This window comes from Methylomonas sp. BG-2, from assembly GCF_057766305.1.
Map to the genome: position 1 here is coordinate 1 of NZ_JBYMAP010000034.1, position 25,504 is coordinate 25,504.

27 protein-coding genes are annotated in these 25,504 nt (G+C 56.0%); 15 read left to right on the plus strand and 12 right to left on the minus strand.

The window, feature by feature from the left end; translation table 11 throughout:
- Positions 1–144, plus strand: coding sequence for a hypothetical protein (locus AC3B8H_RS05065; RefSeq protein ID WP_488440559.1), 144 nt, complete (start codon positions 1–3; stop codon positions 142–144).
- A gap of 274 nt (positions 145–418) precedes the next feature.
- On the opposite strand, the gene AC3B8H_RS05070 is transcribed toward AC3B8H_RS05065, so the two are convergent.
- The 3 genes from AC3B8H_RS05070 to AC3B8H_RS05080 form a co-directional block, all read right to left on the minus strand.
- On the minus strand, positions 419–1,891 hold the full coding sequence (locus tag AC3B8H_RS05070; RefSeq protein ID WP_488440534.1) for an MATE family efflux transporter: 1,473 nt from the start codon (positions 1,889–1,891) through the stop codon (positions 419–421).
- Between the two features lie 115 nt (positions 1,892–2,006).
- On the minus strand, positions 2,007–3,413 hold the full coding sequence (locus tag AC3B8H_RS05075) for an NAD-dependent succinate-semialdehyde dehydrogenase (RefSeq protein ID WP_488440535.1): 1,407 nt from the start codon (positions 3,411–3,413) through the stop codon (positions 2,007–2,009).
- Positions 3,414–3,544: 131 nt separating this feature from the next.
- Positions 3,545–4,120 carry a tautomerase family protein gene (locus AC3B8H_RS05080; RefSeq protein WP_488440536.1) on the minus strand — a complete coding sequence of 192 codons (576 nt, stop codon included), beginning with the start codon at positions 4,118–4,120 and terminating at the stop codon, positions 3,545–3,547.
- Between the two features lie 208 nt (positions 4,121–4,328).
- On the opposite strand from AC3B8H_RS05080, the gene AC3B8H_RS05085 reads away from it, so the two are divergent.
- Positions 4,329–5,285, plus strand: coding sequence for a LysR family transcriptional regulator (locus tag AC3B8H_RS05085; RefSeq protein ID WP_488440537.1), 957 nt, complete (start codon positions 4,329–4,331; stop codon positions 5,283–5,285).
- On the opposite strand, the gene AC3B8H_RS05090 is transcribed toward AC3B8H_RS05085, so the two are convergent.
- Complete coding sequence (locus AC3B8H_RS05090; RefSeq protein ID WP_488440538.1) at positions 5,246–5,971, minus strand: glutathione S-transferase family protein; 726 nt, start codon at positions 5,969–5,971, stop codon at positions 5,246–5,248. The genes AC3B8H_RS05085 and AC3B8H_RS05090 overlap by 40 nt on opposite strands.
- Positions 5,972–6,067: 96 nt before the next feature.
- The gene (locus AC3B8H_RS05095) at positions 6,068–6,511 is read right to left on the minus strand and encodes a winged helix-turn-helix transcriptional regulator (protein WP_488440539.1); all 444 of its coding nucleotides are present in this window, start codon (positions 6,509–6,511) and stop codon (positions 6,068–6,070) included.
- 102 nt (positions 6,512–6,613) lie between these two features.
- Between AC3B8H_RS05095 and AC3B8H_RS05100 the strand changes: the two genes are divergently transcribed.
- From AC3B8H_RS05100 to AC3B8H_RS05125, 6 genes are all read left to right on the plus strand, one after another.
- Positions 6,614–7,429, plus strand: a complete 816-nt coding sequence (locus tag AC3B8H_RS05100; protein ID WP_488440540.1) for an oxidoreductase — start codon at positions 6,614–6,616, stop codon at positions 7,427–7,429.
- A 90-nt stretch (positions 7,430–7,519) separates the two neighbouring features.
- Positions 7,520–7,978, plus strand: coding sequence for a PaaI family thioesterase (locus tag AC3B8H_RS05105; RefSeq protein WP_488440541.1), 459 nt, complete (start codon positions 7,520–7,522; stop codon positions 7,976–7,978).
- Between the two features lie 28 nt (positions 7,979–8,006).
- Positions 8,007–8,579, plus strand: coding sequence for a TetR/AcrR family transcriptional regulator (locus AC3B8H_RS05110; RefSeq protein WP_488440542.1), 573 nt, complete (start codon positions 8,007–8,009; stop codon positions 8,577–8,579).
- 179 nt (positions 8,580–8,758) lie between these two features.
- Positions 8,759–9,790, plus strand: coding sequence for an efflux RND transporter periplasmic adaptor subunit (locus AC3B8H_RS05115; RefSeq protein WP_488440543.1), 1,032 nt, complete (start codon positions 8,759–8,761; stop codon positions 9,788–9,790).
- Positions 9,787–12,861, plus strand: coding sequence for an efflux RND transporter permease subunit (locus tag AC3B8H_RS05120; protein WP_488440544.1), 3,075 nt, complete (start codon positions 9,787–9,789; stop codon positions 12,859–12,861). Before AC3B8H_RS05115 ends, AC3B8H_RS05120 begins: the two co-directional genes overlap by 4 nt.
- An 82-nt stretch (positions 12,862–12,943) precedes the next feature.
- Positions 12,944–14,416, plus strand: a complete 1,473-nt coding sequence (locus tag AC3B8H_RS05125) for an efflux transporter outer membrane subunit (protein WP_488440545.1) — start codon at positions 12,944–12,946, stop codon at positions 14,414–14,416.
- Positions 14,417–14,657: 241 nt separating this feature from the next.
- Here AC3B8H_RS05125 and pmbA read toward each other — a convergent pair whose 3' ends face one another.
- The 6 genes from pmbA to AC3B8H_RS05155 are packed head-to-tail and all read right to left on the minus strand — an operon-like array spanning position 14,658 to position 20,509.
- On the minus strand, positions 14,658–15,989 hold the full coding sequence (gene pmbA, locus AC3B8H_RS05130; protein ID WP_488440546.1) for a metalloprotease PmbA: 1,332 nt from the start codon (positions 15,987–15,989) through the stop codon (positions 14,658–14,660).
- 53 nt (positions 15,990–16,042) lie between these two features.
- The gene (tldD, locus tag AC3B8H_RS05135) at positions 16,043–17,482 is read right to left on the minus strand and encodes a metalloprotease TldD (protein ID WP_488440547.1); all 1,440 of its coding nucleotides are present in this window, start codon (positions 17,480–17,482) and stop codon (positions 16,043–16,045) included.
- 39 nt (positions 17,483–17,521) lie between these two features.
- Positions 17,522–17,986 carry a hypothetical protein gene (locus tag AC3B8H_RS05140; RefSeq protein WP_488440548.1) on the minus strand — a complete coding sequence of 155 codons (465 nt, stop codon included), beginning with the start codon at positions 17,984–17,986 and terminating at the stop codon, positions 17,522–17,524.
- A 4-nt stretch (positions 17,987–17,990) separates the two neighbouring features.
- Positions 17,991–18,857 carry a 23S rRNA (adenine(2030)-N(6))-methyltransferase RlmJ gene (locus tag AC3B8H_RS05145; protein WP_488440549.1) on the minus strand — a complete coding sequence of 289 codons (867 nt, stop codon included), beginning with the start codon at positions 18,855–18,857 and terminating at the stop codon, positions 17,991–17,993.
- A 54-nt stretch (positions 18,858–18,911) separates the two neighbouring features.
- The gene (locus AC3B8H_RS05150) at positions 18,912–19,262 is read right to left on the minus strand and encodes a DMT family protein (RefSeq protein ID WP_488440550.1); all 351 of its coding nucleotides are present in this window, start codon (positions 19,260–19,262) and stop codon (positions 18,912–18,914) included.
- Entirely contained in the window at positions 19,259–20,509 is a 1,251-nt protein-coding gene (locus tag AC3B8H_RS05155) for a multifunctional CCA addition/repair protein (protein WP_488440551.1), read from the minus strand. The genes AC3B8H_RS05150 and AC3B8H_RS05155 overlap by 4 nt, the downstream gene beginning before the upstream one ends.
- Positions 20,510–20,750: 241 nt before the next feature.
- On the opposite strand from AC3B8H_RS05155, the gene pqqA reads away from it, so the two are divergent.
- The 7 genes from pqqA to pqqE all read left to right on the plus strand — a co-directional run bounded on the left by pqqA (position 20,751) and on the right by pqqE (position 25,163).
- Positions 20,751–20,825 carry a pyrroloquinoline quinone precursor peptide PqqA gene (pqqA, locus tag AC3B8H_RS05160; RefSeq protein ID WP_054760176.1) on the plus strand — a complete coding sequence of 25 codons (75 nt, stop codon included), beginning with the start codon at positions 20,751–20,753 and terminating at the stop codon, positions 20,823–20,825.
- A 106-nt stretch (positions 20,826–20,931) separates the two neighbouring features.
- On the plus strand, positions 20,932–21,843 hold the full coding sequence (gene pqqB / locus AC3B8H_RS05165) for a pyrroloquinoline quinone biosynthesis protein PqqB (RefSeq protein ID WP_488440552.1): 912 nt from the start codon (positions 20,932–20,934) through the stop codon (positions 21,841–21,843).
- Positions 21,844–21,854: 11 nt separating this feature from the next.
- A complete protein-coding gene (pqqC, locus tag AC3B8H_RS05170; RefSeq protein WP_488440553.1) occupies positions 21,855–22,583 on the plus strand; it encodes a pyrroloquinoline-quinone synthase PqqC in 729 nt (242 codons plus the stop codon).
- Between the two features lies 1 nt (position 22,584).
- Entirely contained in the window at positions 22,585–23,142 is a 558-nt protein-coding gene (locus AC3B8H_RS05175; RefSeq protein ID WP_488440554.1) for a Uma2 family endonuclease, read from the plus strand.
- 36 nt (positions 23,143–23,178) lie between these two features.
- Positions 23,179–23,751 (plus strand): Uma2 family endonuclease, encoded by a 573-nt coding sequence (locus AC3B8H_RS05180; RefSeq protein WP_488440555.1) that lies wholly within the window; start codon positions 23,179–23,181, stop codon positions 23,749–23,751.
- A gap of 31 nt (positions 23,752–23,782) precedes the next feature.
- Entirely contained in the window at positions 23,783–24,055 is a 273-nt protein-coding gene (gene pqqD, locus AC3B8H_RS05185; protein WP_488440556.1) for a pyrroloquinoline quinone biosynthesis peptide chaperone PqqD, read from the plus strand.
- Positions 24,033–25,163: a pyrroloquinoline quinone biosynthesis protein PqqE gene (pqqE, locus tag AC3B8H_RS05190; RefSeq protein WP_488440557.1), complete on the plus strand. Its 1,131-nt coding sequence runs from the start codon at positions 24,033–24,035 to the stop codon at positions 25,161–25,163. Before pqqD ends, pqqE begins: the two co-directional genes overlap by 23 nt.
- An 18-nt stretch (positions 25,164–25,181) precedes the next feature.
- On the opposite strand, the gene AC3B8H_RS05195 is transcribed toward pqqE, so the two are convergent.
- On the minus strand, positions 25,182–25,349 hold the full coding sequence (locus AC3B8H_RS05195) for an inorganic diphosphatase (RefSeq protein ID WP_488440558.1): 168 nt from the start codon (positions 25,347–25,349) through the stop codon (positions 25,182–25,184).
- Positions 25,350–25,504 lie beyond the last annotated feature (155 nt).

The following is a 25,504-nucleotide window of genomic DNA, read 5'->3' on the forward strand; positions in this document are numbered from 1 at the left end:
GTGGCAATCATCGCCGCCGGCGGCGTGCTCGGCGGCGCGGATGCGCAAGAAAAACTGGCGGCGGGCGCCGACTTGCTGCAGATTTACAGCGGGCTAATTTACAAGGGGCCCAGGCTAATCGAAGAGGTACTACAAAGCCTTTAATATATTCAAACCAAGTCGACTAGCGAAACGAAGTCTATTGGCCCCACTAGACTTGGCACGTTGGGCACGCCGGAAATACAAAAGGCTGAAGGCAAATAAAACAACGGCATCCAGCATGGGATTGACGGCTAACGTTGCAAAACTCTAGCCTGTTCGCACATTGGAGAATTGCCTTCGCCAGAATGACTAATCGATAAGATCGGAATGAATCGAGAGATTCTCGCACCGTTGCGTGAGGCCTCTAGGATATAACTCATAAGGGCTACACAAACAGCTAACGCACGTTTTGGTACCTTTGGACTTCAATCTGCTTAGCCCTCCCAGAAAACAATAAAAAGCTTAATGCGCTTAGCACGCCTGAGATCAATGCTCCAATCCCTATAATGGAAAAAAGGACATCCATGTTCTGGTTATAAAAAAATACAACGAAGGAACCGCATGCAGCGAATGCAAACCGCGTAAAAATTGCCGTTATCGGCCAGAACACTTTGCCCGCGCCTTGCCCGGCAAAATAAAACGCAAATAGAAAGGCAACCATACCGTACACCGGCCCGACTGCTTTTAGGTACTTTTCACCAACGAACAGAACATCCGTCGAGCTAGTGAACAAGTTCATCCAAATGCCTGGATGATATGCCAAGGATAGCCCCACTAACTCAACCATAGCGCCAACAAACAGGGCATTGAGTAACGCCGCTTGCCTTGCTCTCTTGATATTGCCGGCGCCGATGTTGGTACCCACTATCGTCAATACCGCTGTACCAAAACCAAACATGACCGGTATTAACAGATACTCCATACGCGAGGCAATACCATAGCCAGCCAAGGCCGGTACGCCAAAAACACCGACCACCGAGGTAATCGCGGTAACTGACAAGTTGGAAAAAATGGCACTCAGTGATGACGGCAAGCCGACGGCCAAAATTTGCTTGAAATAGTAATAACGAATTCGGTGCCGCCGTAACCGTAAAATACTGCTTGAGGAGCGCATGTAACCAATAATTAAAAGCAGTGAGGCAGCATTGCAAATCAGTTGCGCATAGCCCGCCCCTGCAATTCCTAACTTCGGCGTACCCAATAGTCCCAATATCAATACGGGCGATAGTAATAGGCAGGCTAAGACATTTCCCAGCGTTATCAACGCAGGCACTTTGACATTGCCTGCCCCTCGTAAAGCAGACTGCAGCAATATATAAACCCAGTTGATAGTGGCCGAGCCAAACAGTATGTCCGAATAAAGCAGCGCTTGTTGTAAGGCATCTCCGGTTCCTCCCAGCGATGCGTAAATCGGGCGGCCAAATACCAGCAGCACAAGGGTAAATAAGCCGCCAAACACGATACCTATCAAGGTGGCGTGATAGGCCAATCGTTCCGCACTTTCTACATCCCTGGCACCGGTGGCACGAGCGATGGCGGAAGACACGCCCCCGCCTATGCCTCCGTTCGACATCATGATCATCAACATCACCATCGGTATCACCAATGATGCGCCCGCAATCGAATCCACCCCTAATGAGCTGACAAAATAAGTTTCCGCAACGCTAACCAGTGCGGACAGAAACATGACGCCGACTGTCGGCAATGCCAATTTAACCAATACCGGAAACAAGGGGCCCGATAAGATCATCGTCACATGTTTTTCGCTGTTTGATATCAGTTTGGACTGGATTTTCAGCTGTGAGCAATCATCACTATTTCCGTGCTGGATTTGCTGATCGTTAAATTTTGAAAGCTTTGGCTTTTTCATGTACTTATTTAGACGTGATCTTGAATGAAGTCAGGCCTGGAGACACCAAATTCCGCAGTCTTTGCGCTTGGCGGATCAAGGCATCTCCTTTAGCTCTCCAACATTGGGGGTTTATTTAAGATGGGATGACCGGCCCCCAAGGCGAAGCGCCGGGCGGTGCGACATTGACCAATTTTTCGTTTACAAACTCGTAAAAACCGCGCTCCGATAACTCGCGGCCAAACCCCGAGTTTTTGATCCCGCCAAACGGCAGTTCCGGGGCCGTCCAGGCGGGCTGGTTGATGAAAACCATGCCGCTTTCGATTTCCGCCGCAACGTCACGGCCGTGTTCGACATTAGCGGTAAAAATGGATGCGCCGAGTCCAAACGAGGTCGCGTTGGCCAATGCAATGGCTTGCGCTTCACTATCAACCACGTAAATGGCGGCGACCGGGCCAAACAGTTCTTGTTGATAGATCGGATTATTGGCGTCTATTTCGGTGATCACGGTAGGCTCAAGAAAATAGCCTGGTCTGTCGATTCTTTTACCGCCAAGTACGACGTTGGCACCACCGGCTTGGGCCTGCGCAATCTGATCGAGCAGCAGCTTCAGCGCTTTTTCCGAAGATAGCGGCGCCAACGTCGTTGCCGGATTCAGCGGATCGCCGGCGCGCAAGGACGACATGCGTTCGACAAAACCCTCCAGAAACGCCTCGCCGCGCGCTTGTCCCACCACAATAAGGCGTTTCGAGCCGACGCAACATTGGCCGCAGTTGAACATGCGCCCGAACAACGCACTATCGAGCGTGGACTCAAGCGGAGCGTCTTCCAGCACCAACAGCGGATCACTCCCGCCCATTTCCGCCACGACTTTTTTCAATGCTCGCCCGGCGCGTCCCGCCACCGCGGCGCCGGCAGTTTCGCTACCGGTGACCGTGACGCCGCGCACCCGCGGATCGTCGATGACGCGGCCGATTTGTTCGATAGTCGCGAATAGATTGGTGTACACACCGTCCGGGGCGCCGGCGTCTTCGAATAGCCTGGCTAAGGCCAGTGCCGACTGCGGGACGTTTTCCGCATGCTTCAGCAATAAGACGTTGCCGGCCATCAATTGCGGGCCAGCAACGCGCGCAACTTGGTAATAAGGGAAATTCCAGGGTTCTATGCCCAGTATCACCCCTACCGGTTCGATCGATACTTGGGCGGTCGGTGCTTCCGGCAAGGCTTTCGGTGCAAGATATTTTTTCGCATTTTTGGCGTAGTACTGGAGTATCCCGGCGGTAATGTCTACTTCTGCGTACGCTTCGCCAATGAGCTTACCCATTTCTAACGTCAAAAATTGCGCGTACTCTTCTTTCCTTTCCAGCAGAATCGATGCTGCTTTCGCCATAACCTTAGCGCGTTCATCGACCGAATAATGGTGCCACTCCTCCCGATAGGCTTGATCGGCTTTCGCAATCGCAAGTTCAAGATCGGAATCGGATAGTTCAGGATAAGATGCTAGTAATTCGCCGGATGAGGGATTGATGGATTGATAAGCCATATTTCTATCTCTTTTTAGTCGATACCGCCTTGCTAAGAGGCATAAAGCCAGACCGATAGCGCGATCAGAAACGTGTATCGACGATTGTGGAAAAAGTGCCCGGTTCACCATGAACGGGGCACTCGTATTCACTAACCCGTTACGCCAGGAGACAGTAAAAAGTGACCCGCGGGTAGTTTTTCTTGGTAGGTGTAAGGGCTAGCCTTGTTTTCCGCAACCCAACGTTTTTCGGCTATCGATTCGAAGGGCGGGGGTAATTCGCCTTGTAGCGACCAAAGGTCGAACGGGGTTTCGTCAATTGAAATTTCCCAATCGAAACCGCGTTCCTTCACAAAAGGCGCAATGACGTCGTCAAGCGTTCGCATCCACCATTCTCGTATGATGGGGCCCGGCAATGTTCTGGCAATTTGATCGACCTTGAAACGAATAAATTTGTCATTACGCACGCCACCGACGAAGCAATTACCTTTCGCCACTTCTTCGAAAATGACCACGGCGTAAAATCTTGGGATGGGTACACCCGCATAAACGTTAGTGATTTGTTCGGCCAATTCTTGTTTGTCTTCGGCACTGAACGCATTGGTAGGATGATAGACTTTCCACAAAGGCATGATGATTCTCCTGATATTTGAGTAGGTTTTGGTGATCTTGCTAACCACCTTGTTTTTCTCAATCAGCATTCCGCCAAAACTCGGCACTTGCTGCACGATTGAGAGTAAGGAGACGGGCCACCGCGTTGACTTGCAAATTCCTTGGGGGAAAACTAAGTGCCGATGGCTGCGTCGGGAATAAATTTATGCCTGAGACGGCAAACGGTAAAATGCTTTGTATTCATGCGCCTATGAAAATAATTGATGCCAAGCGCCTTCGGCATTTCGGTAACATAGCCCGCGTTTACATTCCGGCAACCCAGCCATGGCGGACTTAAGAACATTTGATTTGAATCTATTGATCGCTTTCGATCTGCTGATGAAGGAACGCAACGTGTCGCGGGCGGCGGACAAAATGTTCATTAGCCAGTCGGCAATGAGCCACGTGCTGCAACGCTTGCGGCAACAACTGGAAGATCCGTTGCTGGTGAAAACCCCGGCGGGTATGACGCCGACGCTACGCGCGCTGTCGTTGGTGGCGCCGGTAGCGGCGGTACTCAAAGATGTGGAAGGTTTGATTCGCGCGCCGGCGCCGTTCGATCCCGCCACTTGTCGGCGCTCTTTTAGCATTGCGGCGACGGATTACGTGGAAGCCTTGCTTTTACCCATACTGGCGCCTCGCATTGCCCAACAGGCACCGGGCGTGGATATTCATTTCAAACGTACCAGCAGCCGTTTTCCTTCGCATGCACTGGAGCAAGGTGAGATAGACCTGATACTGGGTTTTGACGTGATGTTGAATCCCCCCAAGCATCTACATTGTGAACGCCTTTTCGACGATTTCATGGTCTGTGTGGCGCGCATCGGCCACCCGCGAGTGAATGCGGCATTAACGCTGGAAGACTATATAGACCTGCCGCATATTCTGGTGTCCAGAACCGGCGCCACTACCGGGCAGGTCGACAGCTGGCTAGCAGAACATGGCCGCGAGCGGCGCGTGGCGCTGACCGTGTCGCATTTTCTGTCCGCGTCGATGATTGTGGCGCAAACGGATATGGTCATGGCTTTTCCCAAACGCACGGCCGAGCAATTCGCCCAGACCTTGCCGCTGCAATTGGTGCCCTTGCCGCTGGATTTACCGCATTACGACACGGTCATGGTCTGGCATCCGCTGCAAGACCAGGAGTTTGCCAACCGCTGGCTACGTGATGAAATTCGCGCCGCTTGCGCCACGCTGGACCATCAATCGCCAAACTTTGGTTCGCCCAACTCGGGAAAGTAGCGGATCTGGATGCGCCGGCAATAATCGACTAACGCGGATTGCGTTAAGGCATAATCCTTGACCGGCGAATTGACCGGGCAGGCCAATAGATTGATCAATACGCCGAACGCCGAGGCATCGACGCTAGAGGGCCGATCACCCAGTAAAAACATCTTGTCCTGAAGTGCGGCGGATACAGCCGCCACATCATGTCGACCCAATTCGAAAATATGTGTGGCAGGTAGCCGGCCAATGCCTTGGCCGCGTAGTTGCCCCCGAATCCGCATCCGATAAAGTGCTGCCACTACATCCGCCAGTGGTTGCTGCAAGCCTTGAAAAATCGCCTGCTTATTGATTTGCCAATTTTCCGGTCCGTATTGCCAGCGGCTATATATACACACCCAATACAAATGTTCTTCCAATAAGCGTTGCCAGGCCAGAGCTTGCCCGCTTTGCTCTGCCGACAGATGCCCATCCAGGCTATCGCCGTAATGATCTCGCAGATAGCCGATAATCAACCGGCTATCGGCAAGCTTTTGGCCGTTGACTTCTATGAAAGGTAGCTTGCCGAAGGGCGCATAGAGGGGCAAAGTTTCGGCAATCCGATATTCGATGCCGGCCATGCGCAGATAGGTTTCCAGCTTGACGCAAAACTGGCTGGGGTTGGGAATGTTCCAGGCTCTGGGAAATTGATACAAGGTAATCATGTGGAACTCTGTTTCTGCCCCACCACAACCGACGAGGCGCGCCTTAGAAATATCCAGCCATTGTATCTTTTATAAGCGTCTTGCAGTGCGAATTGATCAGCCGCTATCCGGTAGTACGAAACGCAGTGGGCGGGTGCCGATCTTGGCGCCGGAAACCGCGTCAATGGCTACCGGTTTAACATCCTCTCCCGTTTCAACATCCTGGATCCGTACTAGCGGCCCCTCGCCGCGATATTGATGCCCCCAAGCACCGATCATCACCAGCACCGGCAGAAAATCGCGGCCGGCGGCCGTCAACACATACTCTTCGCGCGGCGGCCGCTCCGAATACAGCCGTTTTTCCAACATTCCTTCCTCCGTCAGTGTAGCCAGTCGTCGCGTCAATATCGTCGGTGCGATGCCCAGGCTTTTTCGAAATTGGTCGAAGCGGGTCAGGCCGATATGGGCGTCCCGCAGAATCAATAAACTCCAGGTGTCGCCGAGAAAAGCCAGGCAGCGAGCGATCGGACAAGGATCGGCGCAACTATTTTTATCGTTCATACGTTTTTAGTAGTGACTTAATATCGAATTAGTAGTAACATTACTTTCAAAATGATAGTAACACTTAACCGATAGACAATCCACCCCACAAGGAGATTTGATATGAACAATAAAGACCATGCTGTAGCCCTGATCACCGGCGCATCCTCGGGCATTGGGCTGGTAACGGCCAAGGCCCTGCAACAAGCCGGTTACCGTGTATTCGGCACCAGCCGCAAGGCGCTTACAAGTGCCGATGGCATCACGATGTTGACCTGCGACGTCACCGACGAAGCTTCGGTAAAGAATGCAGTAGCCGAGGTTTTGAAACAGACCGGCCGCATCGATCTGCTGGTCAATAATGCCGGCATTGGCTTGCTCGGCGGCGCGGAAGAGTCTTCCTCCGCGCAAGCCCAGGCGCTGTTCGACGTCAACGTCTTCGGTATTACCCGTGTGACCAACGCCGTGCTGCCAACCATGCGCAGCCAAAGAAAAGGCAGAATCGTCAATATCAGCTCGGTCCTGGGCTTGATCCCCGCGCCTTACAACGCGCTGTATGCCGCAACCAAGCATGCAGTTGAAGGTTATTCCGAATCGCTGGATCACGAACTGCGCACCTTCGGCATCCGGGTTGTTTTGGTTGAACCGGGATATACCCGCACTTCGTTCGAAACAAGCTTAGCCAAACCTGATCGGCCGCTGGCCGTTTATGACGCCGTACGTACCCGAATGGCGACTCTGATGCGGATTGGCGTGAATGCGGGCGACGCCCCTAGCGTGGTCGCTGATACGGTGTTGAAAGCTGCGACTGCCGCCGTACCGAGGTTGCGGTATACCGCCGGAAAACAAGCAAGCCAAGTGCGTTTCCTGCGTCGTTTCCTTCCGGAAGCCATGGTAGACAAGAGCTTGCGGAAGTTTAACCAGTTACCAATAGCCTGAAAAAAGATAGCGGCATGATCGATTTGTCTAAAAATCTCAAGACGACTGTGTATGCAGTGAATTGCACATCCGGACAGGAGCGCTATTAAGATGAGTCTCGTCAACAAAACCGGCCCCGGACTTAATGGCCTAGACCAGTTGCGCGCCCTGATGGCTTCGGGTTTGAAGCCAGGCATCATGGTATCGCTGGATTTCGAGCTGGTGGAGGTCGACCTCGGCAAAGCCGTCTTTGCCGGCAAGCCGGGCGAGCATGCTTACAACCCACTGGGCACCGTTCACGGCGGCTATGCGGCCACCTTGCTAGATTCCGCCTGCGGTTGTGCGGTCCATTCCCGGCTGACCGAGAAACAGGCCTACACGACTCTGGAATTGAAAATTTCCTATCTCAAGGCGATGACCAAGAATACGGGCTTGCTAAGGGCGGAGGGCACTGTTTTGTCGCTAGGGAAGCGAGCAGCTTTTGCCGAAGCACGTCTCGCCGACACTGAAGGCCGACTCTATGCCTCGGCGACTTCGACGTTGTTGATATTCGGGCGAGAAGCTAGGTGATGGCCATTTCTTTGGAGTTATAAGAACAATGCCTATTCAAACCGCAAAGGCGCGCGAACGAATCTTGTTGGCGGCGAAAGCGCTATTTTCCACCCAAGGTATTAGAGCCACTGGTATCGATAGCATCGTCAACTCTGCGACTACCAGCAAGATGAGTCTGTACAAGCATTTCTCCTCCAAAGAGGCGTTGATTGTCGCCTGCCTGCAAACACACGATACCGAATTTTGGACGTGGTTCGTCGAGCAAATCGAGCGTAAAGCTCGGACGCCAAAAGACAAGCTATTAGCCATTTTCGATGTTCAGGCTGAATGGTTGGGTAGTCCTAATTTTCAAGGTTGCCCATTGATCAAGGCGGCTGTGGAATTTCCCGAGCAAAGCCATGCGGCGCATCAAGTATCCGCGGCGTTTTACAGCAAGTTTCGACGTTATATCGCCGATCTAGCCGGACAAGCCGGAGCGCAGTTTCCGGAACGGCTGGCCGGGCAACTCTGTGTTTTATTTGAAGGCGCCATCGTAGCCGAACAATTGCAGCGCCATTCCGGCGCAGCCGAGGATGCCAAATTGGCCGCCGTACTACTGATCAAAAACAGCACCGAATGATGATGACGAATATTACCGAACCTTTTACCGAAGAAGGGGGCAACATGCCGAAACCCAAAGCGCCGTTAACACCCACCTGTCGTGAACGGCTGCAATCCAGATTTACAAGCAAAGGTTGGTTGCTGGCCGCGTTAATGCCGCTAACGATGAGCCTCGGATGCAGCGACCAGGACAAAGCAATGCAAACGGTTGCCCGCCCGGTAAAAGTATTTCGAATCGAAGGAAACGCCGTTTCTGGTGTTAGAAGTTTTGCCGGGGAAGTCAGGGCAAGAATCGAAACGCCCTTATCCTTCCGGGTATCGGGCAAGCTGCTGGAGCGCAAAGTAGACGTTGGCGATCCGGTGCGTAAAGGCCAGTTGATGGCAATACTGGACGGCAACGATTACCGCCTCGCAGTTCAAAGCCTTAAGGCTCAGCTGGCTGCCGCGCAGGCCGACAGCAATTTCTTACGGGACGATCTTGTGCGATACCGCGAGCTGCTGACTCAACAAGTCATCAGTCCGCCGGAGTTCGAGCGGCACGAGACCGCTTATACCACGGCGCGGGAGCGAACGGCGGCACTGGAAGCGCAATTGGGCGAGGCGCTTAACCAGCTCAACTATACCGAGCTACATGCCGACCGCGACGGCGTGGTCACGGGGCTGGCAGTCGAAGCCGGACAAGTACTGGCCGCCGGTCAGGCCGTGGTGACGTTGGCCCAGCTCGACGAAAAGGAAGTTCATTTCGACGTGCCCGAGCATCGCTTACAAGAAATCCAGCGCCAACAAGACGTTAATGTGGCTTTATGGTTCGACGACAAGCGCCGACTTAAGGCCAGAATTCGCGAGATCGCCTCGGCCGCCGATCCGATTAGCCGCACCTATCGCATCAAGGCGACTTTGCTGGAAGGTCTGGATGCCGCGCAATTAGGCATGACGGCGACGGTTTATATCGCGGCGAACACCGCTTCCGCCATCGCCATCCCGCTTTCCGCCGTCTATACCCCGCAAAACCAGACCGACCATCCTTTAGTCTGGTTGGTCGACGAGCAGGCGGCCACGGTCAAATCCGTGCCGGTTAAGCTCGGCGAAACGCTGGCCGGCGAACGCATTGCCGTCGAGGGAGTAGCACCTGGTCAATTGCTGGTCAGCGCCGGCGTCCAGCGTCTGGCCGAGGGCCAGTCTGTCCGCTTACCGGCAAAAAATGCACCGGCTAAAGAGGGGCAACCATGAAAGCGTTCAACCTCAGCGAATGGGTACTTAAACACCGCTCCTTCACCGGCTTTATGCTCGCACTGGTGGTGCTCGGCGGCCTATTCGCTTATTACAAACTGGGCCAGCAGGAAGATCCGCCGTTCACCTTCCGCATCATGGTGGTCAAAACCCTCTATCCCGGCGCCACTGCACTGGAGGTGGAACAGCAGTTGACCGATAGGCTGGAAAAGAAAATCCAGGAGTTACCCAACCTGGATTATCTGCGCAGTTATTCAAAACCCGGCGAATCGGTGATTTTCGTCACGCCCCGCGAGGATGCGCCGCCCAGCGACATCCCCGAGCTTTGGTATCAAGTGCGTAAAAAAGTCGACGATATCCGCATGACACTGCCGCCCGGTAGCATCGGGCCATTTTTCAACGACGAATTTGGCGATACCTATAGCTTGATCTACGCCTTCTCCGGCGATGGCTTTAGTTATGCCGATCTGAAATTGGCCGCCGATTCTGTTCGCCAGCAGCTTTTGCGGGTCAAGGATGTCGAGAAGGTCGATTTGATCGGCGTGCAGGACGAAAAGATTTTCGTCGAGTTTTCCGACAAAAAGCTGGCCGAATTGGGCCTGGATGCGGCGGCGGTCGCCCAGGCCTTGCAGGCGCAGAACGGCATGGCGGCGGCCGGCATAGTGTTTTCTCCGCAACGCAATCTGCCGATACGCCTGACCGGCACGTTCGACTCGGAAGATAGCGTCGCCAATATGGCGGTCCGCATTGCTAATCGAACTTTCAAGGTTAAAGATTTTGCCAAGGTGACTCGCGGCTATGTCGATCCGGCTGAATTCAAGATGCGTTTCAACGGCAAACCGGCGCTTGGTCTCGGCGTAACGATGAACAAGAAAGGCAACGTTATCGATCTGGAACAAGCCTTGGATGAGAAGCTGGCCGGCATAGCAACCGAGTTGCCGTTAGGTCTGGACGTGGAGCCGGTCGCCAATCAAGGCCATGTGGTTAAAAACCAGATGGCGGAATTCGGGCGAACCTTCTTCGAAGCCTTGGCGACCGTGTTGGTGGTCAGTTTCTTGAGCCTGGGCTGGCGCACCGGTTCCGTGGTGGCGCTGACCGTGCCGCTGGTGCTGGCCGCCACCCTGCTGGTCATGCTGCTGTGCGGCATCGACCTGCAACGGATTTCCTTGGGCGCGCTGATTCTGGCGCTGGGCTTATTGGTGGACGATGCGATGATTGCCGTCGAGATGATGGCCCGCAAGCTGGAAGAAGGCTGGGACCGGATGCGCGCTGCGACCTATGCCTATACTGCCACGGCCTTTCCGATGCTGACTGGCACCTTGATCACTATCGCCGGATTCCTGCCGGTGGGTCTGGCGCAATCCTCTGCCGGCGAATACACCGTGGCGATTTTCCAGGTGGTAGGCATTTCGCTGATACTGTCTTGGATAGGCGCGGTGGTATTCACTCCGTATTTGGGCTTTTTGATCCTCAAGGTGCATGCCAACGCCGATGGCCCGATCCACGACCTGTTCGATACGCCGTTCTATAACCGATTGCGCCGCTGGGTGGATGCCTGTGTAGCGCACCGTAAGAAAGTCATTGTCGCCACCCTGGCTTTGTTCGGCCTGGGTGTCGTGGCTTTAGCACACGTTCCCGAACAGTTCTTCCCGCTGTCCAACCGGCCGGAAGTCATCGTCGACCTGTGGCTGCCGGAAGGCAGTGCCTTCGAGCAAACCGAAGCCGCCGCCCAACGCATGGAAACGCTATTAGCCAAGGACCAGGATGTGGAACATGTCGCCAGCTATATCGGCAGCGGCACGCCGAGGTTTTTCATGTTGATCGTGCAGCAACTGGCGAATACCAATCTCGCCGAATTGGTGGTGATGACCAAGGATAACCAGGCGCGCGAGCGGGTGATGCAGCGCGTCCGGCAGATGCTTGAGACCGATTTCCCGAATGTCAGGGGCCGGGTCAAACGGCTGAATGTCGGGCCGCCGATGGATTATCCGTTGGCGTTCAGGGTGCTCGGCGAAAACCCCAATATCGTACGCGGCATTGCCGACCGGGTAGCCGACGTCGTGCGCAAGCATCCCGGCACCGTGGACGTCAACGACGACTGGCATGACCGCATGCCCTCGTTCCGCTTAGTCTTAGATCAGGACAAGGCCCGCGCCCTTGGCGTGTCGACGGCCAGCTTGTCGCAAGCCTTGCAGGCGCATTACGCCGGCATTCCGGTCGGGCAGTTGCGCGAGCAGGATAAATTGATCGACATCGTCTGGCGGGCCAATCCCGAATTGCGCACTGCCGCCGACGAATTGCCTGACGTTGCGGTACGCACGGCTAACGGCAAATCGGTAGCGTTATCCCAGTTCGTCAAGTTCGAAACCGTGTTCGAGGACGGCGTGCGCTGGCGGCGCAACCGCTTCCCGGCCATTTCGGTGCGCGCCGACGTGGCCGACGGCAAGATGGCTCCGGACGTGGCGGCGGAAATCGTCCCGAAACTTAAATCCATACAGGACAGCTTGCCAGCCGGTTATTTCATCGAAACCGGCGGCTCCAAGGAAGACGCGGTGACCGCGCAGAAGTCAATTCTGATCTGGATTCCGCTGGTGCTGATCGCCACGCTGATCTTGTTGATGATGCAGTTGCAGAATCTGTCCAGGACTTTCATGGTGTTCAGCACCGCGCCGCTAGGCGTGATCGGCGCCGCTTTCGCCTTGCTGTTGTTCCGGGCGCCGTTCGGGTTCGTGGCCTTGCTCGGCATCTTGGCGCTGGCCGGCATGATCATGCGCAATTCAGTGATATTGGTGGACCAGATCGATCAGGACGAGCAGTCGGGACTCGACACTTGGTCGGCCATCGTCGAATCGACGGTACGGCGGTTCCGGCCGATCATGCTGACCGCAGCGGCTGCGATCCTGGCGATGATCCCGTTGTCGCGCAACGATTTCTTCGGACCGCAGGCTATCGCCATCATGGGCGGGCTGACGGTGGCAACCGCGTTGACGGTGTTCTTCCTGCCGGCGTTGTATGCGGCGTGGTTTAGGGTGGAGCGTGGAGACGCCTCAGCTACCGGTGAGCTGGGGTGAGGGAGTAAAACTAATGTAGGTTGGGCTTCATTGCATTCAGCCCAACCTACATTTTGGCTCATATCATTATGGAGTTTTATAAATGAATAACCGATATTTAACACCGCTTACCTTGCTGTCCCTGGTTTGGCTAAGCGCCTGTACCCCGACCCGAGTCGGCGACCAAGTCGCGTTGAATAGCCCAGCGCAATGGCAACACGCGCCCAGCACTCAAACCGCCGAAACGGCGGACCTGAAGACTTGGTGGCAAGGATTCAACGATCCCTTGCTGAATGAGTTGATAGACCAAGCCTTGGCCGCCAACCACGATCTGAAGATCGCCACCGCTCGCGTCCGCGAAGCCAATGCGATGGTCACCGTCGCCGAAGCGGCGCTGTATCCCAGCCTCGATTTCTCACTTTCGGGCGGCCGGGAAAAGCGCATCGACCGCATCGTCGGCGTGCCGAGCGGGCAAGGCATCAAATTGATTACGCCGACCGCCGATGCCGTCAGCGGCGGATTGGCGGCGCGCTGGGAAATCGACTTGTTCGGCGGCCGGCATTTGGAAGCGGAAGCCGCCGCCGCTCAAGCCGAAGGCAGCAAGGAAGGCTTGCATGCGGCGCAAGTCGGTCTACTGGCTCAAGTAGCGACAAACTATATGGAACTGCGCGGCGTGCAGCAACGCACCAGCATTCTGCAAAGCAATATAGCCTTGCAGCGCGAACGGCTGAGGACATTGCAGGCATTCGTTAAAGCCGGACTGGCTAACGAGGCGGATATGGCCCGCCAGCAAACGCTATTGCAAGGCACCGAAGCGACGCTGCCGCAATTGACCAACGCCGGGCAAAAGCTGATCCACCGTTTGGGCGTGTTGCTGGGCGAGCCGCCGGAAAACCTGGAACAGCGGTTGGCCGTCGCCGGCCCGTTGCCGAAGCAAGCGCCGACCATGCCCAACCTGTTGCCGGCCGATTTATTGGCGCAACGTCCCGATTTGCGCCTAGCGCAAACCGAAGTCAGCACGGCGGCAGCCAACCTGGGTTCGGCGCGAGCCGATCTTTATCCCAAGCTGGTGCTGTCGGCCAGTGGTGGCCTCGGCGCGCTGGCGGTCGGCGGCTTTCCGAGTCTGGCCGATAGCGTTTATGCATTGGGCTCCGGCCTTTCCGCACCGATCTTCAACGCCGGACGCATCCGCGCCCATATCGCCGCCGCCGATGCGCGGCTGGATCAGGTCGCGGCCAATTTCGAGAAGACTTTTTTGCTGGCATTGGAAGACGTGGAAAACGCCTTCGTTACCCATCGTGCCGCCACGGATAGCCTGGGCCAATTGACTACAGCTGAAGCCTCGGCGGAAAAAACCTACCGGCTGGTCGATGCCATGTATCAGCGCGGTGCCGGCAATTATCTGGCCGTGCTGGATGCTCAGCGCAGCAAGCTGGCTGTCAGCGATGAACGCGCCAGAGCCGAAACGGCGGCCGGCGTGGCGATGGTGTCACTGTATCGAGCGTTCGGCGGCGGATGGATGGCCGCATCGTCCGGCAGCGAGTTCAGTCACCAGAAGACATTGGCAACTCGATGACGAAAACTGTAAAAGCGCCAATCGACGGTGTCGTTACCAATACTGGAATGCAGTTTTTCAAATCAAAGGCAAACTGGCAATTGTGCGAAGTGATAATCCGAAGGGAACCCCGGCGTGATAGCCTTTAGAGCCATGGGGTCGCCACTGCAAAAATCATCGCTTCACAACAATCTGCGAACCCTAACCTTTCCTCGCGGCGGAACCGGTTCGAATATATTCCATTCCAGAGTTTGCGAGCCTGCTACTCGCCGGCGACCGCCATCCGCTCCAGCAGAATCGAGCCGACCCGCAGATTGCCGCGCATATCCACGTCGTTGCCGATCGCAACGATGTTGCGCAACATATTTTTCAGATTGCCGGCGATCGTGATTTCCTGCACCGGGTATTGAATTTGGCCGTTTTCGACCCAGAAACCCGATGCGCCGCGTGAGTAGTCTCCGGTTACCCGGTTAATGCCCTGGCCCATCAACTCGGTGACCAACAAGCCGGTATCCAGCAAGGCCAGCATGCCGGCGAAATCGCGTTCGCCCGGCTCGACGATCAGATTGTGCACGCCGCCGGCATTGCCGGTGGTGCGCATACCCAGTTTGCGCGCGGAATACGTACTGAGTACGTACGATTCCAGGACTCCGCCGCGCACGATGTCGCGCGCCTGAGTGGTCACCCCTTCGGCGTCGTAACTGGCGCTGCCCAGCGCTCCGGGTAACATCGGTTCTTCATGAATGCGGACGAAATCCGGCATCACTTGAGTATGCAGGGAATCCAGCAAAAACGACGACTTGCGGTATAAATTGCCGCCACTGACCGCGCCGATCAAGGCGCCGATCAAACCCGACGCCATTTCCGCCGCGAACAATACCGGACATTGGCGGGTACTCAAACCGTGGGCGCCCAATCGGGCCACTGTCCGTTGCGCCGCCTTGCGCCCCACTACCTCGGGCGTTTCCAACAGTAGCGGATTGCGCGCCACGCTGTACCAATAATCGCGCTGCATGCCGTCGTTGGCGCCGGCCAGCACCGAACAGCTCAGCGAATGCCGGCTGGACTGGTAGCCCTGCAAAAATCCCAGCGAGTTCCCGAACACCCGGGTTCCGGAATGGCTGTTGACGGTCGCGCCTTCCGAATTGCTGATCGCCGCGTCGTATCCGCGCGCGGCGTTCTCGCAAGCCACCGCCAATTCGATGGCTTGCTCGGCGTCTATGGCCCAGGGGTGGTAAATATCCAAATCGACCGAGGTACGCGCCAAGTCCTCCAAATCCGGCAAACCGGCGAATTCGTCGGCACTGGCATAGCGGGCGATGCTGCAGGCCGCCTTCACCGTTTCGGTCAGCGACTCGACGGAAATATCGTTGGTGCTGGCCGAGCCCTTTTTTTTGCCGAAATAGACCGTGACGCCGATTCCCTGGTCGCAGTGGTACTCGATGGTTTCGACTTCGCCCAGGCGGGCCGAGACCGACAAACCGTTGTCGATGCTAAAGCCGGCCTCGGCGGCATCCGCGCCCTGGCGCTTGGCTTCGTCCAGCAGTTGCTGAACGACTTCTTTTAAGCGATTGATTTCTTCTGGGTTCTGCAAGTTGAGTTTCCTTGAAAGCTGGTTTTGGCCGACGCGGTCGGTCCCGGATCGGCTTAAACGCCGGTACCGCCGACGGTCAAACCGTCGATTTTCAGGGTCGGCTGGCCGACGCCGACCGGCACGCTCTGCCCGTCCTTGCCGCAGGTGCCGACGCCGCTGTCGAGCTGCATGTCGTTGCCGACCATCGAAACCTTGGTCAACACGTCCGGACCGTTGCCGATCAGGGTCGCGCCCTTGACCGGCCGGGTAATTTTGCCGTTTTCGATCAAATAGGCTTCGCTGGCCGAGAACACGAATTTACCGGAGGTGATGTCAACCTGCCCGCCGCCGAAGTTGCGGGCATACAAACCCTTGGACACCGAACGGATGATTTCTTCCGGATCGCTTTGCCCCGGCAGCATGTAAGTATTGGTCATCCGCGGCATCGGCAGATGGGCGTAGGATTCGCGGCGACCGTTACCGGTCGGCTTGACGCCCATCAAATGGGCGTTCAGCCGGTCCTGCATGTAACCGCGCAGGATGCCGTTTTCGATCAATACCGTGTTCTCGGTCGGCGTGCCTTCGTCGTCGATACTCAGCGAGCCGCGCCGTCCCGGCAAGGTGCCGTCGTCGACCACGGTGCATAAATCCGAGGCCACCCGTTCGCCAACCCGTCCGCTGAACGCCGAGGTACCCTTGCGGTTGAAGTCGCCTTCCAGGCCGTGACCGATCGCTTCGTGCAACAAAATGCCCGGCCAGCCGGAACCCAGAACCACGGTCATGTTGCCGGCCGGCGCCTCGCCGGCTTGCAGATTGACCTGAGCCTGGCGCACCGCTTCCCGCCCGTATTCGAAGGCGCGATCGCCCTCCAGAAAATAGCCGTAATCGCAACGACCGCCGCCGCCCATGCTGCCCTGTTCGCGGCGACCGTCTTCGACCATGATCACCGACACGTTCATTCTGACCAGCGGTCTGACATCGGCAACCAAGCCGCCGCTCTGATCCGCGATCAACACCGTGTCGTAGGCCGCCACCAGACTGACCATGACTTCCTCGATGCGGCTGTCCAATTTGCGGGTTTCGCTATCCACCCGTTTCAGCAGATCGATCTTGGCCTGGTCGTCCAAGGATTTCAGCGGGTTCAAGGGCTGGTACAAATTCGGCCAGTTCGCGGCGGTATCGATGCGATGCCGGGCATTTTGGCCTTGCCGAACGATGGCTTTGACGTTGTTCGCCGCCTCCAGCAAAATCGGCAGTTCGATGCGGTCGCTATAGGCAAAGCCGGTTTTATCGCCGCTGACCACCCGCACGCCGGCGCCGTGCTCGATCGAATGGCTACCTTCCTTGACAATGCCGCCCTCGAGCGACCAGGATTCAAAGTGGCTGGATTGAAAATAAATGTCGGCGGCATCGACCGGCGCACCCAGCAGAGCGGCCATCACCCGGTCTACGTCTTGAACTTGCAGACCGTTTGCGGCCAGGATGGAGTCGGTAACTTGATCGAGTAGGGACATGAATGAGTTTAAGTTTAAGTGTTCCGGCGGCCGCGCGGCTCAGATGACGAAAAAGGACGCAATATAACCGACCGCGACCACGACCACCAGCAACGCCGCCTTATTGGCCAGCGTCAGCGATTGCCAATACAACTCGAATTCGGTTTTACGGCGCACCCAACATTCGATCAGCCATAATTTGAGCGCCAGCCAAACCCTGGGCATGATTTTCCACAAGCGGTACAAGCCGTAGCCTACCATGGACATCAGAATGTAAAAGGTCACGACCTGACTGCCGTGGCGACCGGTATCGAACAGGAACTCGATAATCTCGCCGATATCCAGGATGTGAAACACCACCTCGACCGCTTCTTCGATACCCAGCTCAATCCATTCGAACGCTCCGTGCAGCAATTCGAAAAGCAAATGGAACAACTCGCCCAATAACTCCAGCGTGATGTCGTACATGACGATCGCCAGCACGATGAAACCGACGATGATTAAGTCGAGATGCTTTCTAAGCATTGAGTCAGCCCCTTTCCGCCGCCAATGCGACCGTTTCCGGCACCTGCCAATCCACCCGCCACTGGCCTCGCCCGGCCGCCAGCACGCCGTCCAGCCAGGGCAACAACGCCTCGGCTTGCCGATCGAGTTGCCAGGGCGGATTGACGAAGACCATTCCGGCCCCGGTCATACCCCGGCCCACCGAATCGGCGGCAACGCAATGTTCGATCCGCAATTGCTTGGGAATGCCGGTCGCGACCAAAAGCCGCATAAAGCGTTCGGTCGCGTCTCTATCGATCACCGGATACCAAATCACGTAAACGCCGCCGGCAAACCGGTGGTAAGCGGCCGCCAGCGCTTGCGCCACCGCTTGATATTCGCTCTTCAGTTCGTAACTCGGATCGATCAGAATCAGGCCGCGCTTCTGGATCGGGGGCAGTTTTTTACCCAACATCCGCAAACCGTCCTCTTTCGCCACCGTCACCTGATTATCTCCGGCATATAGTTGTTGTAAGACCTGAAAGTCGCTGGAATGCAATTCCGACAATGATAACCGATCTTGCGACCTGACCAAGCGTCTTACCAGTTGCGGCGAACCGGGATAACGCGACAGACGGTTGCCGGTATTTTCGGCCCGCACCGCCGCCAGGTAATCGCGCAGCAAGGGTGACGGTTGCTTTTCATCCCAAAGCCGCGCGATACCCTCCCGATATTCGCCGGTCTTCTGGGCAAACTCCGACTTGAGCGCATATTTACCCGCCCCCGCATGAGTCTCGATATACACGAAGGGCTTGGCCTTTTGCTTGAGCGCACCGATCGCCAGACTAAGCAGGCTGTGCTTTAAAACATCGGCGAAGTTGCCGGCGTGAAAACCGTGGCGATAGCTGAGCATGCGCTAACCTGAAAAAGAGGATGGAAACGGGTACCGGCTAACCACAAACATCGCCTAGCCCAATTTGGAGCGAAACATGAAATAGACCGCGCCCAGCAAACACAGGCCGGCCCAGAGATAATCGAGTTTCAACGGTTCTTTCAGATAAAAAACCGAGAAGGGTACGAACACGCTCAACGCAATCACTTCCTGAACGATTTTCAGCTGACCGACGCTCAACGCGGTGTAGCCGATGCGATTGGCCGGCACTTGAAACAAATATTCGAACAACGCCACCCCCCAACTGACCAGCGCCGCCAGCAACCAATGCCGACCGTTCAACTCCTTCAGATGGGCGTACCAGGCGAAAGTCATGAATATATTGCTGCAAACCAACAGGCCCGCCGACGTTAAAATCGCGTTCATGCGCTCAGCGTTTGCGCCACGGCCAAACGCCGCTGTTTGAATTGTTGGACTCCCGCGATGCGCAGTTGTCGAATGGCCGCGCCGATTTGCGGGCCGGATGCGCCGTTTTCGGTAGCCGGCGTCGTGTCCACCGCCACGGCGGCGGCGGCGGCCTCGCGCAGATAGGCGGCTTGCGGATAGTCGCGCTGTTCGAAGCCGGTTCGGCCGCGCGCGTCGGCTTCGCAAGCCAGGATGAAATCTTCCAGGCAACTGTCCGGCTTGAACGCGCCAATCGCCTGCAACATGTCCACCAGCGTGTCCGGCCGCAGCTCCAAAACCCGGTGACAGTGAGTATGGTAGGCCATCACGTGAGCCGCCAGGGTTTTGTAGGCTTTCGGCACCCGCAAGCGCTCGCAAAACCGCTCCAGTACCGGCAACCCTTTTTGTTCGTGGCCGTGGTGACTGGGCCAGAAGTGGCTAAGCGTCAGCGCCTTACCCAAATCGTGCAGCAAGGCCGCCAAGCGAACTTCGGGACTGGTGGACAAGTTAGCCGCCTGTTCCAGCACCATCAGCGCGTGGATGCCGGTATCGATTTCCGGATGATGTTTTTCCGGCTGCGGCACACCGAATAAGGCGTCGATTTCCGGAAAAACTACCTTCAAGGCGCCGCAGTCGCGCAATACTTGAAAAAACGCCGCCGGACGCGGCTCCGCCAAAGCTCTGGACAATTCCGCCCAGACTCGCTCGGCCACCAAATAATCGACCTCGCCGGCCGCGACCATGTCCGCCATCAAGGCCATCGTCTCGTCGGCCACGACAAAGCCCAAGTGGGCGTAACGCGCCGAAAATCGCGCCACCCGCAGAATCCGTACCGGATCTTCGCAAAACGCCGGCGATACGTGCCGCAACAGACGATTTTGCAAGTCGCGTTGTCCGTTGTAGGGATCGATCAACCGGCCGTCGGCGTCCAGGGCCATCGCATTGACCGTCAAGTCGCGGCGCATTAAATCTTCGTCCAGCGTCACGTCCGGCGACGCGTCGATAGCGAAGCCCTTGTAGCCCGGCGCGGTCTTGCGCTCGGTACGAGCCAGGGCGTATTCCTCGTGAGTCTCGGGATGTAAAAACACCGGAAAATCCTTGCCGACCGGCCGAAATCCCAACGCCAGCATGGCCTCGGCGGTTTCGCCAACCACCAGCCAATCCCGTTCCGTTACCGGAAGATCCAGCAAACGATCACGTACCGCGCCGCCGACCAGATAGGTTTTCATGCACTCGAAACTCACCGCTTTATGACCAGCGCAACAGTATAAAGGACTCCCGCCGAGAGCGCCCGGCTTATTCGATCGCAACCACCCGGAGCCTGGAACTTACGCCGGGTAGCGCACTCAAAACGCCCGCTACCCGAGCACAGTCTACGTCAGTTGCGCAATAAAACACTTCATCGTATACTTCGGGCAGCTTTCTTGATCAAGCTAGCACACTACAACAAAGCCTCTGGAGGGTATACAAATGAAATGGGAAACACCTGCTTACAATGACATGCGTTTTGGCTTCGAAGTCACCATGTACATCTACAACCGTTAATCGCAACGGCTGTTCCTAAAAAGGGGCAATTTTCCTGCCCCTTTTTTTTGCCTGGCGTTTTTGAATCCCGTATCATGCGGCGCTCTTTCATTCACGCGAATCACTCATGAAAATCAGAGTTCTCGGCGCCGGCGCCGGCGGCGGTTTCCCGCAATGGAACTGCAATTGCGACAATTGCGGCCGTTACCGCAAAGGCGAATTCAACGGCAAGGCCCGCACCCAATCCTCGATCGCGATCAGCACCGACAACCGCAACTGGCTGCTGTTCAATACTTCGCCCGACATTCGCGCCCAACTGGAAGCGTTTCCGGCGATTCAGCCCAAAGAAGGCATTCGCGATACCGGCATTAAGGCCGTCCTGCTGATCGACAGCCAGATCGACCACACCACCGGCATGCTGATGCTGCGCGAGGGCAAGCCGCTTAACGTGTATTGCACGGAGATGGTCCGCCAGGATTTGACCAGCGGCTTTCCACTGTTCACGATGTTGAAGGATTACTGCACGGTCAACCATCATGCTATTGCCTGCGACGAAACCCCGTTCGAAATTCCCGGCATAGACGACATCCGCATCTACGCCCACGCGCTGAAAAGCAAGGCGCCGCCCTACTCGCCCCACCGCCACGACCCGCACGACGGCGATAATATCGGCGTGATCGTCGAGCAAATCTCCACCGGTAAAAAACTGTACTACTCGCCCGGCCTCGGCGAAATCGAACCGCACGTGCTGCAAGCCATGCTCAACGTCGATTGCCTGATGGTGGACGGCACCTTCTGGACCGACGATGAAATGGTCACCCGCGGCATCAGCCAGAAGCGCGCCCGCGAGATTGGCCACTTACCTCAATCCGGCCCCGGCGGCATGATCGAAGTTCTCAACGGCGTACCCAAGGCCCGTAAGATTTTGATTCATATCAATAACACCAACCCGATTCTCGACGAAGATTCGGCTGAGCGTAAAATCCTAGATGCCAACGGCATCGAAGTGGCTTACGACGGTTTGGAAATCGACTTATAAAAAGGTGTTCAATGACTGCTGACAACCACCCCTGGTCCCGCGAAGAATTCGAAGCCAAATTGCGCGGCATGGAAAAGTACTACCACATTCATCATCCGATGCATGTGCTGATGAACGAAGGCAAGCTGACCAAGCAGCAATTACAGGGCTGGGTTGCCAACCGTTTTTATTACCAGGTCATGATCCCGATCAAGGATGCCAACATCATGGCCAATTGCCCGGACCGCGAAACTCGCGCCAAATGGGTGCAGCGCATTCTGGATCACGACGGCCATCCCGGCGACACCGGCGGCATCGAAGCCTGGATTCGCTTAGGTATCGCGGTCGGCTTAACCCGCGAAGAAATCACCTCGCTGGAACATGTACTGCCCGGCGTGCGCTTCGCGGTCGATGCCTACGTTAACTTCGCCCGCCGCGCCGAGTGGCACGAAGCCGCCAGTTCGTCGCTGACGGAACTATTCGCCCCGAAAATCCATCAACAGCGCCTGGACAACTGGCCGGATGTGTATCCTTGGGTCGAGCAAGAGGGTTACACTTACTTCCGCAAACGCCTGACCGAGGCCCGCCGTGACGTCGAACACGGCCTGGAGTTGACGCTGGATTGGTACAAAACCCGCGAACAGCAGGAACGCATGGTACAAATTCTGAAGTTTAAACTGGATGTACTGTGGAGCATGGCCGACGCGATGTATCTGGCTTATGTCGCCAACATGCCGCCGTATTTCAATATCGAGCAATAGCATGCAAACCGCCGAGCGACTACGTTTCAGTGCCGAAGATTATCTGGCTTGGGAAGCAACCCAGGCCGAGAAGCACGAGTTTGTCGCCGGCGAGGTGTTCGCCATGGTGGGTGCGCGACAGGATCACGTTGTCGTCAGCCTCAACATCGCCTCAGCCTTGAAACAGCGTTTGCGCGGCAGGCCGTGCCGCACTTACATGGCTGACTTAAAACTAAAAGTCGAAACCGCCGACGCCTTTTTTTACCCTGATGTAATGGTTTCTTGCCATCCAGGAGATCTAGGTAACCAGCAGTACATCTCGAATCCGTCGCTAATCGTCGAAGTGTTGTCCGACTCCACCGCCGACTACGACCGCGGCGGCAAATTCGTCGCCTACCGCAAGCTGGACTCGCTAAAGGAATACCTGATCGTCGACATCGAAGCCCGCCGGGTCGAATGCTTCCGCCGCACCGCCGACAACGACTGGCTGTTGCACGATTACGTCGGCGAAGCCGATTGCGAATTGACCAGCCTTGGCCTTAACCTGCCGATGGCGGAAATTTTTGAAGATGTGGAATAGTTCCAGAACGACCAGCCTGTGGAATCCCAAATTAATATGCCTACCACCGCCCAACACAAGCATCGATTCAGCCTGGGGGATTACTACCGAATGGCCGACAGCGGTATTTTCACCAGCGATGCACTGTTGGAATTGATAGACGGCGAGATCATCGACATGGCGCCGATCGGCAGCAAGCATGCCAGCATCGTCAGCTTTCTGGCACGTCAATTGACCTTGCACTTGGGTGAGCAAGCCATCGTCAGAATTCAGGACCCGATCCATTTGGGCGACTTATCCGCGCCGCAACCCGATTTGGCGGTCGTCAAACCCAGGGCGGATTTCTACATCAACAGCCATCCGCAAGCGGAAGACGTTTTACTACTGATTGAAGTCGCCGATTCCAGTCTGCCCTATGACCTGAAAACCAAGCTGCCTTTGTACGCCCGACACGGCGTCAGCGAAAGTTGGTTGATCGATCTAAACTCGAACCTGGTGTTCCAATTCTTGGAGCCGACCGCCGGCAAATATACCCGCAAAAAAAGGTATCGGGCCGACGCGGTCATTACCAGCCCACAATGGCCGCAAATACGGCTGCAACTGGCTGCATTACTCGGTACCGACGCCTAAAACCCACCACGGATCAACTCAATCGAACATCATGCCTATCACCCCCGACCAAATCCTGCAATTCTCGCCGCTGCACCGCCTGCAATGGGAAGAGGCTCAGCAAAAATACGTGATTCTCTATCCGGAAGGCATGGTCGAACTCAATCAAAGCTCGGCGGAAATCCTCAAGCTGTGCGACGGCGCGCATACTCCGACCCAAATCGTCGCGGAGCTGGAAGCCAAATTCGAAACCAGCGGCTTGAGCAACGACATCCACAACTTTCTGAACATCGCCCTGCAAAATGGCTGGATCAAACAAGGCTGACATTACCCCGCCGCGCTGGCTGCTGGCGGAACTGAGCTACAAATGCCCACTGCAATGCCCGTATTGCTCTAATCCCTTGGATTACGCCAAATACCCGGATGAGCTGAGTACCGACGACTGGAAACGGGTACTGAGTCAGGCCCGCAAAATGGGCGCGGTGCAACTGGGCTTTTCCGGCGGCGAGCCGCTGACCCGCCAAGATTTGGTGGAGCTGGTGGGCCACGCCCGCGAGCTGGGTTATTACTCCAACCTGATCACCTCCGGCTACGGCCTGACCGAGCAGAAAATCGTCGATTTGAAGTTAGCCGGCCTCGACCATATCCAAATCAGCATCCAGGCCAGCACCCAGGAACTCAACGACCACATCGCCGGCACCGCGACCTACGAACAAAAACAGGAAGTCGCCCGACTGATCAAGAAACACGGCTACCCGATGGTGTTGTGCGTGGTGATTCACCGCGAAAACATCCACCAAATGCCGCAGATTCTGGAAATGGCCGAAAACCTCGGCGCCGATTATCTGGAACTGGCCAACACCCAGTATTACGGTTGGGCTCACATCAACCGCGATGCCTTGCTGCCCACCAAGGAGCAGTTCGAGGAAGCCGAAAAGATTGCCCAGGCTTACAAGGAAAAAGTCGCCGGCAAGATGAAGATTTACTACGTGGTGCCGGACTACTACGAAGACCGCCCCAAAGCCTGCATGAACGGTTGGGGCACCACCTTTTTGACCATCGCTCCGGACGGCACCGCGCTGCCCTGCCATTCCGCCCGTGAACTGCCGGGACTGGACTGTCCCAACGTCAAGGATTTCAGCATCGAACAAATCTGGAACGAATCCAAAACCTTCAACTTCTTCCGCGGCACCGAGTGGATGCAGGAGCCTTGCCGCAGTTGCGACGAAAAACACAAGGATTTCGGCGGCTGCCGCTGCCAAGCCTATTTGTTCAACGGCGACATGTATAGCACCGATCCGGTCTGCGGCAAATCGCCGGAGCGGCACCGGATCGACGCGGCGATCGCCTCGGCGCGCGAACTGGCCTTATCCGGCGACGAAAAACCGCTAGTGTTCCGCAACAGTAAAAACTCGAAAAACCTGTTCGGTTAATCGGCCAAATGCCGGCGTTCAACGCCGGCTGCTGTGCGAGTTTTTATAGCGTTCAATCCCTTCCAGTATTTCGTTTCTAGCGTCTTCGACGCCACCCCAACCTTCCACCCGGACCCATTTACCGTCTTCCAGGTCCTTGTAATGTTGAAAAAAATGGGTGATTTTCGCCAGTTTGTCCGGCTGCAAGTTGAACAGAGATGAGATAAATAAACGGGAAATGATGGGATAAATCGGTTTTTAGTGGGACAAAATTTCGTTTGCGCCAAATCTGAATGCAACAAACTTGCAGAATATGTAACCAATTCAGCCCAGCAAATGACTCTCCACGATTGCCAAAATTT

Excerpts from the sequence above, each read along its gene's own strand:
- AC3B8H_RS05120 (WP_488440544.1), top strand. The coding sequence starts at position 9,787 with ATGAAAGCGTTCAACCTCAGCGAATGGGTACTTAAACACCGCTCCTTC.
- AC3B8H_RS05100 (WP_488440540.1), top strand. The coding sequence starts at position 6,614 with ATGAACAATAAAGACCATGCTGTAGCCCTGATCACCGGCGCATCCTCG.
- AC3B8H_RS05075 (WP_488440535.1), bottom strand. The coding sequence starts at position 3,413 with ATGGCTTATCAATCCATCAATCCCTCATCCGGCGAATTACTAGCATCT.
- AC3B8H_RS05095 (WP_488440539.1), bottom strand. The coding sequence starts at position 6,511 with ATGAACGATAAAAATAGTTGCGCCGATCCTTGTCCGATCGCTCGCTGC.
- pqqD (WP_488440556.1), top strand. The coding sequence starts at position 23,783 with ATGCCTATCACCCCCGACCAAATCCTGCAATTCTCGCCGCTGCACCGC.
- tldD (WP_488440547.1), bottom strand. The coding sequence starts at position 17,482 with ATGTCCCTACTCGATCAAGTTACCGACTCCATCCTGGCCGCAAACGGT.
- AC3B8H_RS05105 (WP_488440541.1), top strand. The coding sequence starts at position 7,520 with ATGAGTCTCGTCAACAAAACCGGCCCCGGACTTAATGGCCTAGACCAG.
- AC3B8H_RS05110 (WP_488440542.1), top strand. The coding sequence starts at position 8,007 with ATGCCTATTCAAACCGCAAAGGCGCGCGAACGAATCTTGTTGGCGGCG.
- AC3B8H_RS05140 (WP_488440548.1), bottom strand. The coding sequence starts at position 17,986 with ATGCTTAGAAAGCATCTCGACTTAATCATCGTCGGTTTCATCGTGCTG.
- pqqC (WP_488440553.1), top strand. The coding sequence starts at position 21,855 with ATGACTGCTGACAACCACCCCTGGTCCCGCGAAGAATTCGAAGCCAAA.
- pqqB (WP_488440552.1), top strand. The coding sequence starts at position 20,932 with ATGAAAATCAGAGTTCTCGGCGCCGGCGCCGGCGGCGGTTTCCCGCAA.
- AC3B8H_RS05150 (WP_488440550.1), bottom strand. The coding sequence starts at position 19,262 with ATGAACGCGATTTTAACGTCGGCGGGCCTGTTGGTTTGCAGCAATATA.
- AC3B8H_RS05115 (WP_488440543.1), top strand. The coding sequence starts at position 8,759 with ATGCAAACGGTTGCCCGCCCGGTAAAAGTATTTCGAATCGAAGGAAAC.
- AC3B8H_RS05090 (WP_488440538.1), bottom strand. The coding sequence starts at position 5,971 with ATGATTACCTTGTATCAATTTCCCAGAGCCTGGAACATTCCCAACCCC.
- pqqE (WP_488440557.1), top strand. The coding sequence starts at position 24,033 with ATGGCTGGATCAAACAAGGCTGACATTACCCCGCCGCGCTGGCTGCTG.
- AC3B8H_RS05155 (WP_488440551.1), bottom strand. The coding sequence starts at position 20,509 with ATGAAAACCTATCTGGTCGGCGGCGCGGTACGTGATCGTTTGCTGGAT.
- AC3B8H_RS05070 (WP_488440534.1), bottom strand. The coding sequence starts at position 1,891 with ATGAAAAAGCCAAAGCTTTCAAAATTTAACGATCAGCAAATCCAGCAC.
- AC3B8H_RS05085 (WP_488440537.1), top strand. The coding sequence starts at position 4,329 with ATGGCGGACTTAAGAACATTTGATTTGAATCTATTGATCGCTTTCGAT.
- AC3B8H_RS05175 (WP_488440554.1), top strand. The coding sequence starts at position 22,585 with ATGCAAACCGCCGAGCGACTACGTTTCAGTGCCGAAGATTATCTGGCT.
- AC3B8H_RS05180 (WP_488440555.1), top strand. The coding sequence starts at position 23,179 with ATGCCTACCACCGCCCAACACAAGCATCGATTCAGCCTGGGGGATTAC.
- AC3B8H_RS05125 (WP_488440545.1), top strand. The coding sequence starts at position 12,944 with ATGAATAACCGATATTTAACACCGCTTACCTTGCTGTCCCTGGTTTGG.
- AC3B8H_RS05145 (WP_488440549.1), bottom strand. The coding sequence starts at position 18,857 with ATGCTCAGCTATCGCCACGGTTTTCACGCCGGCAACTTCGCCGATGTT.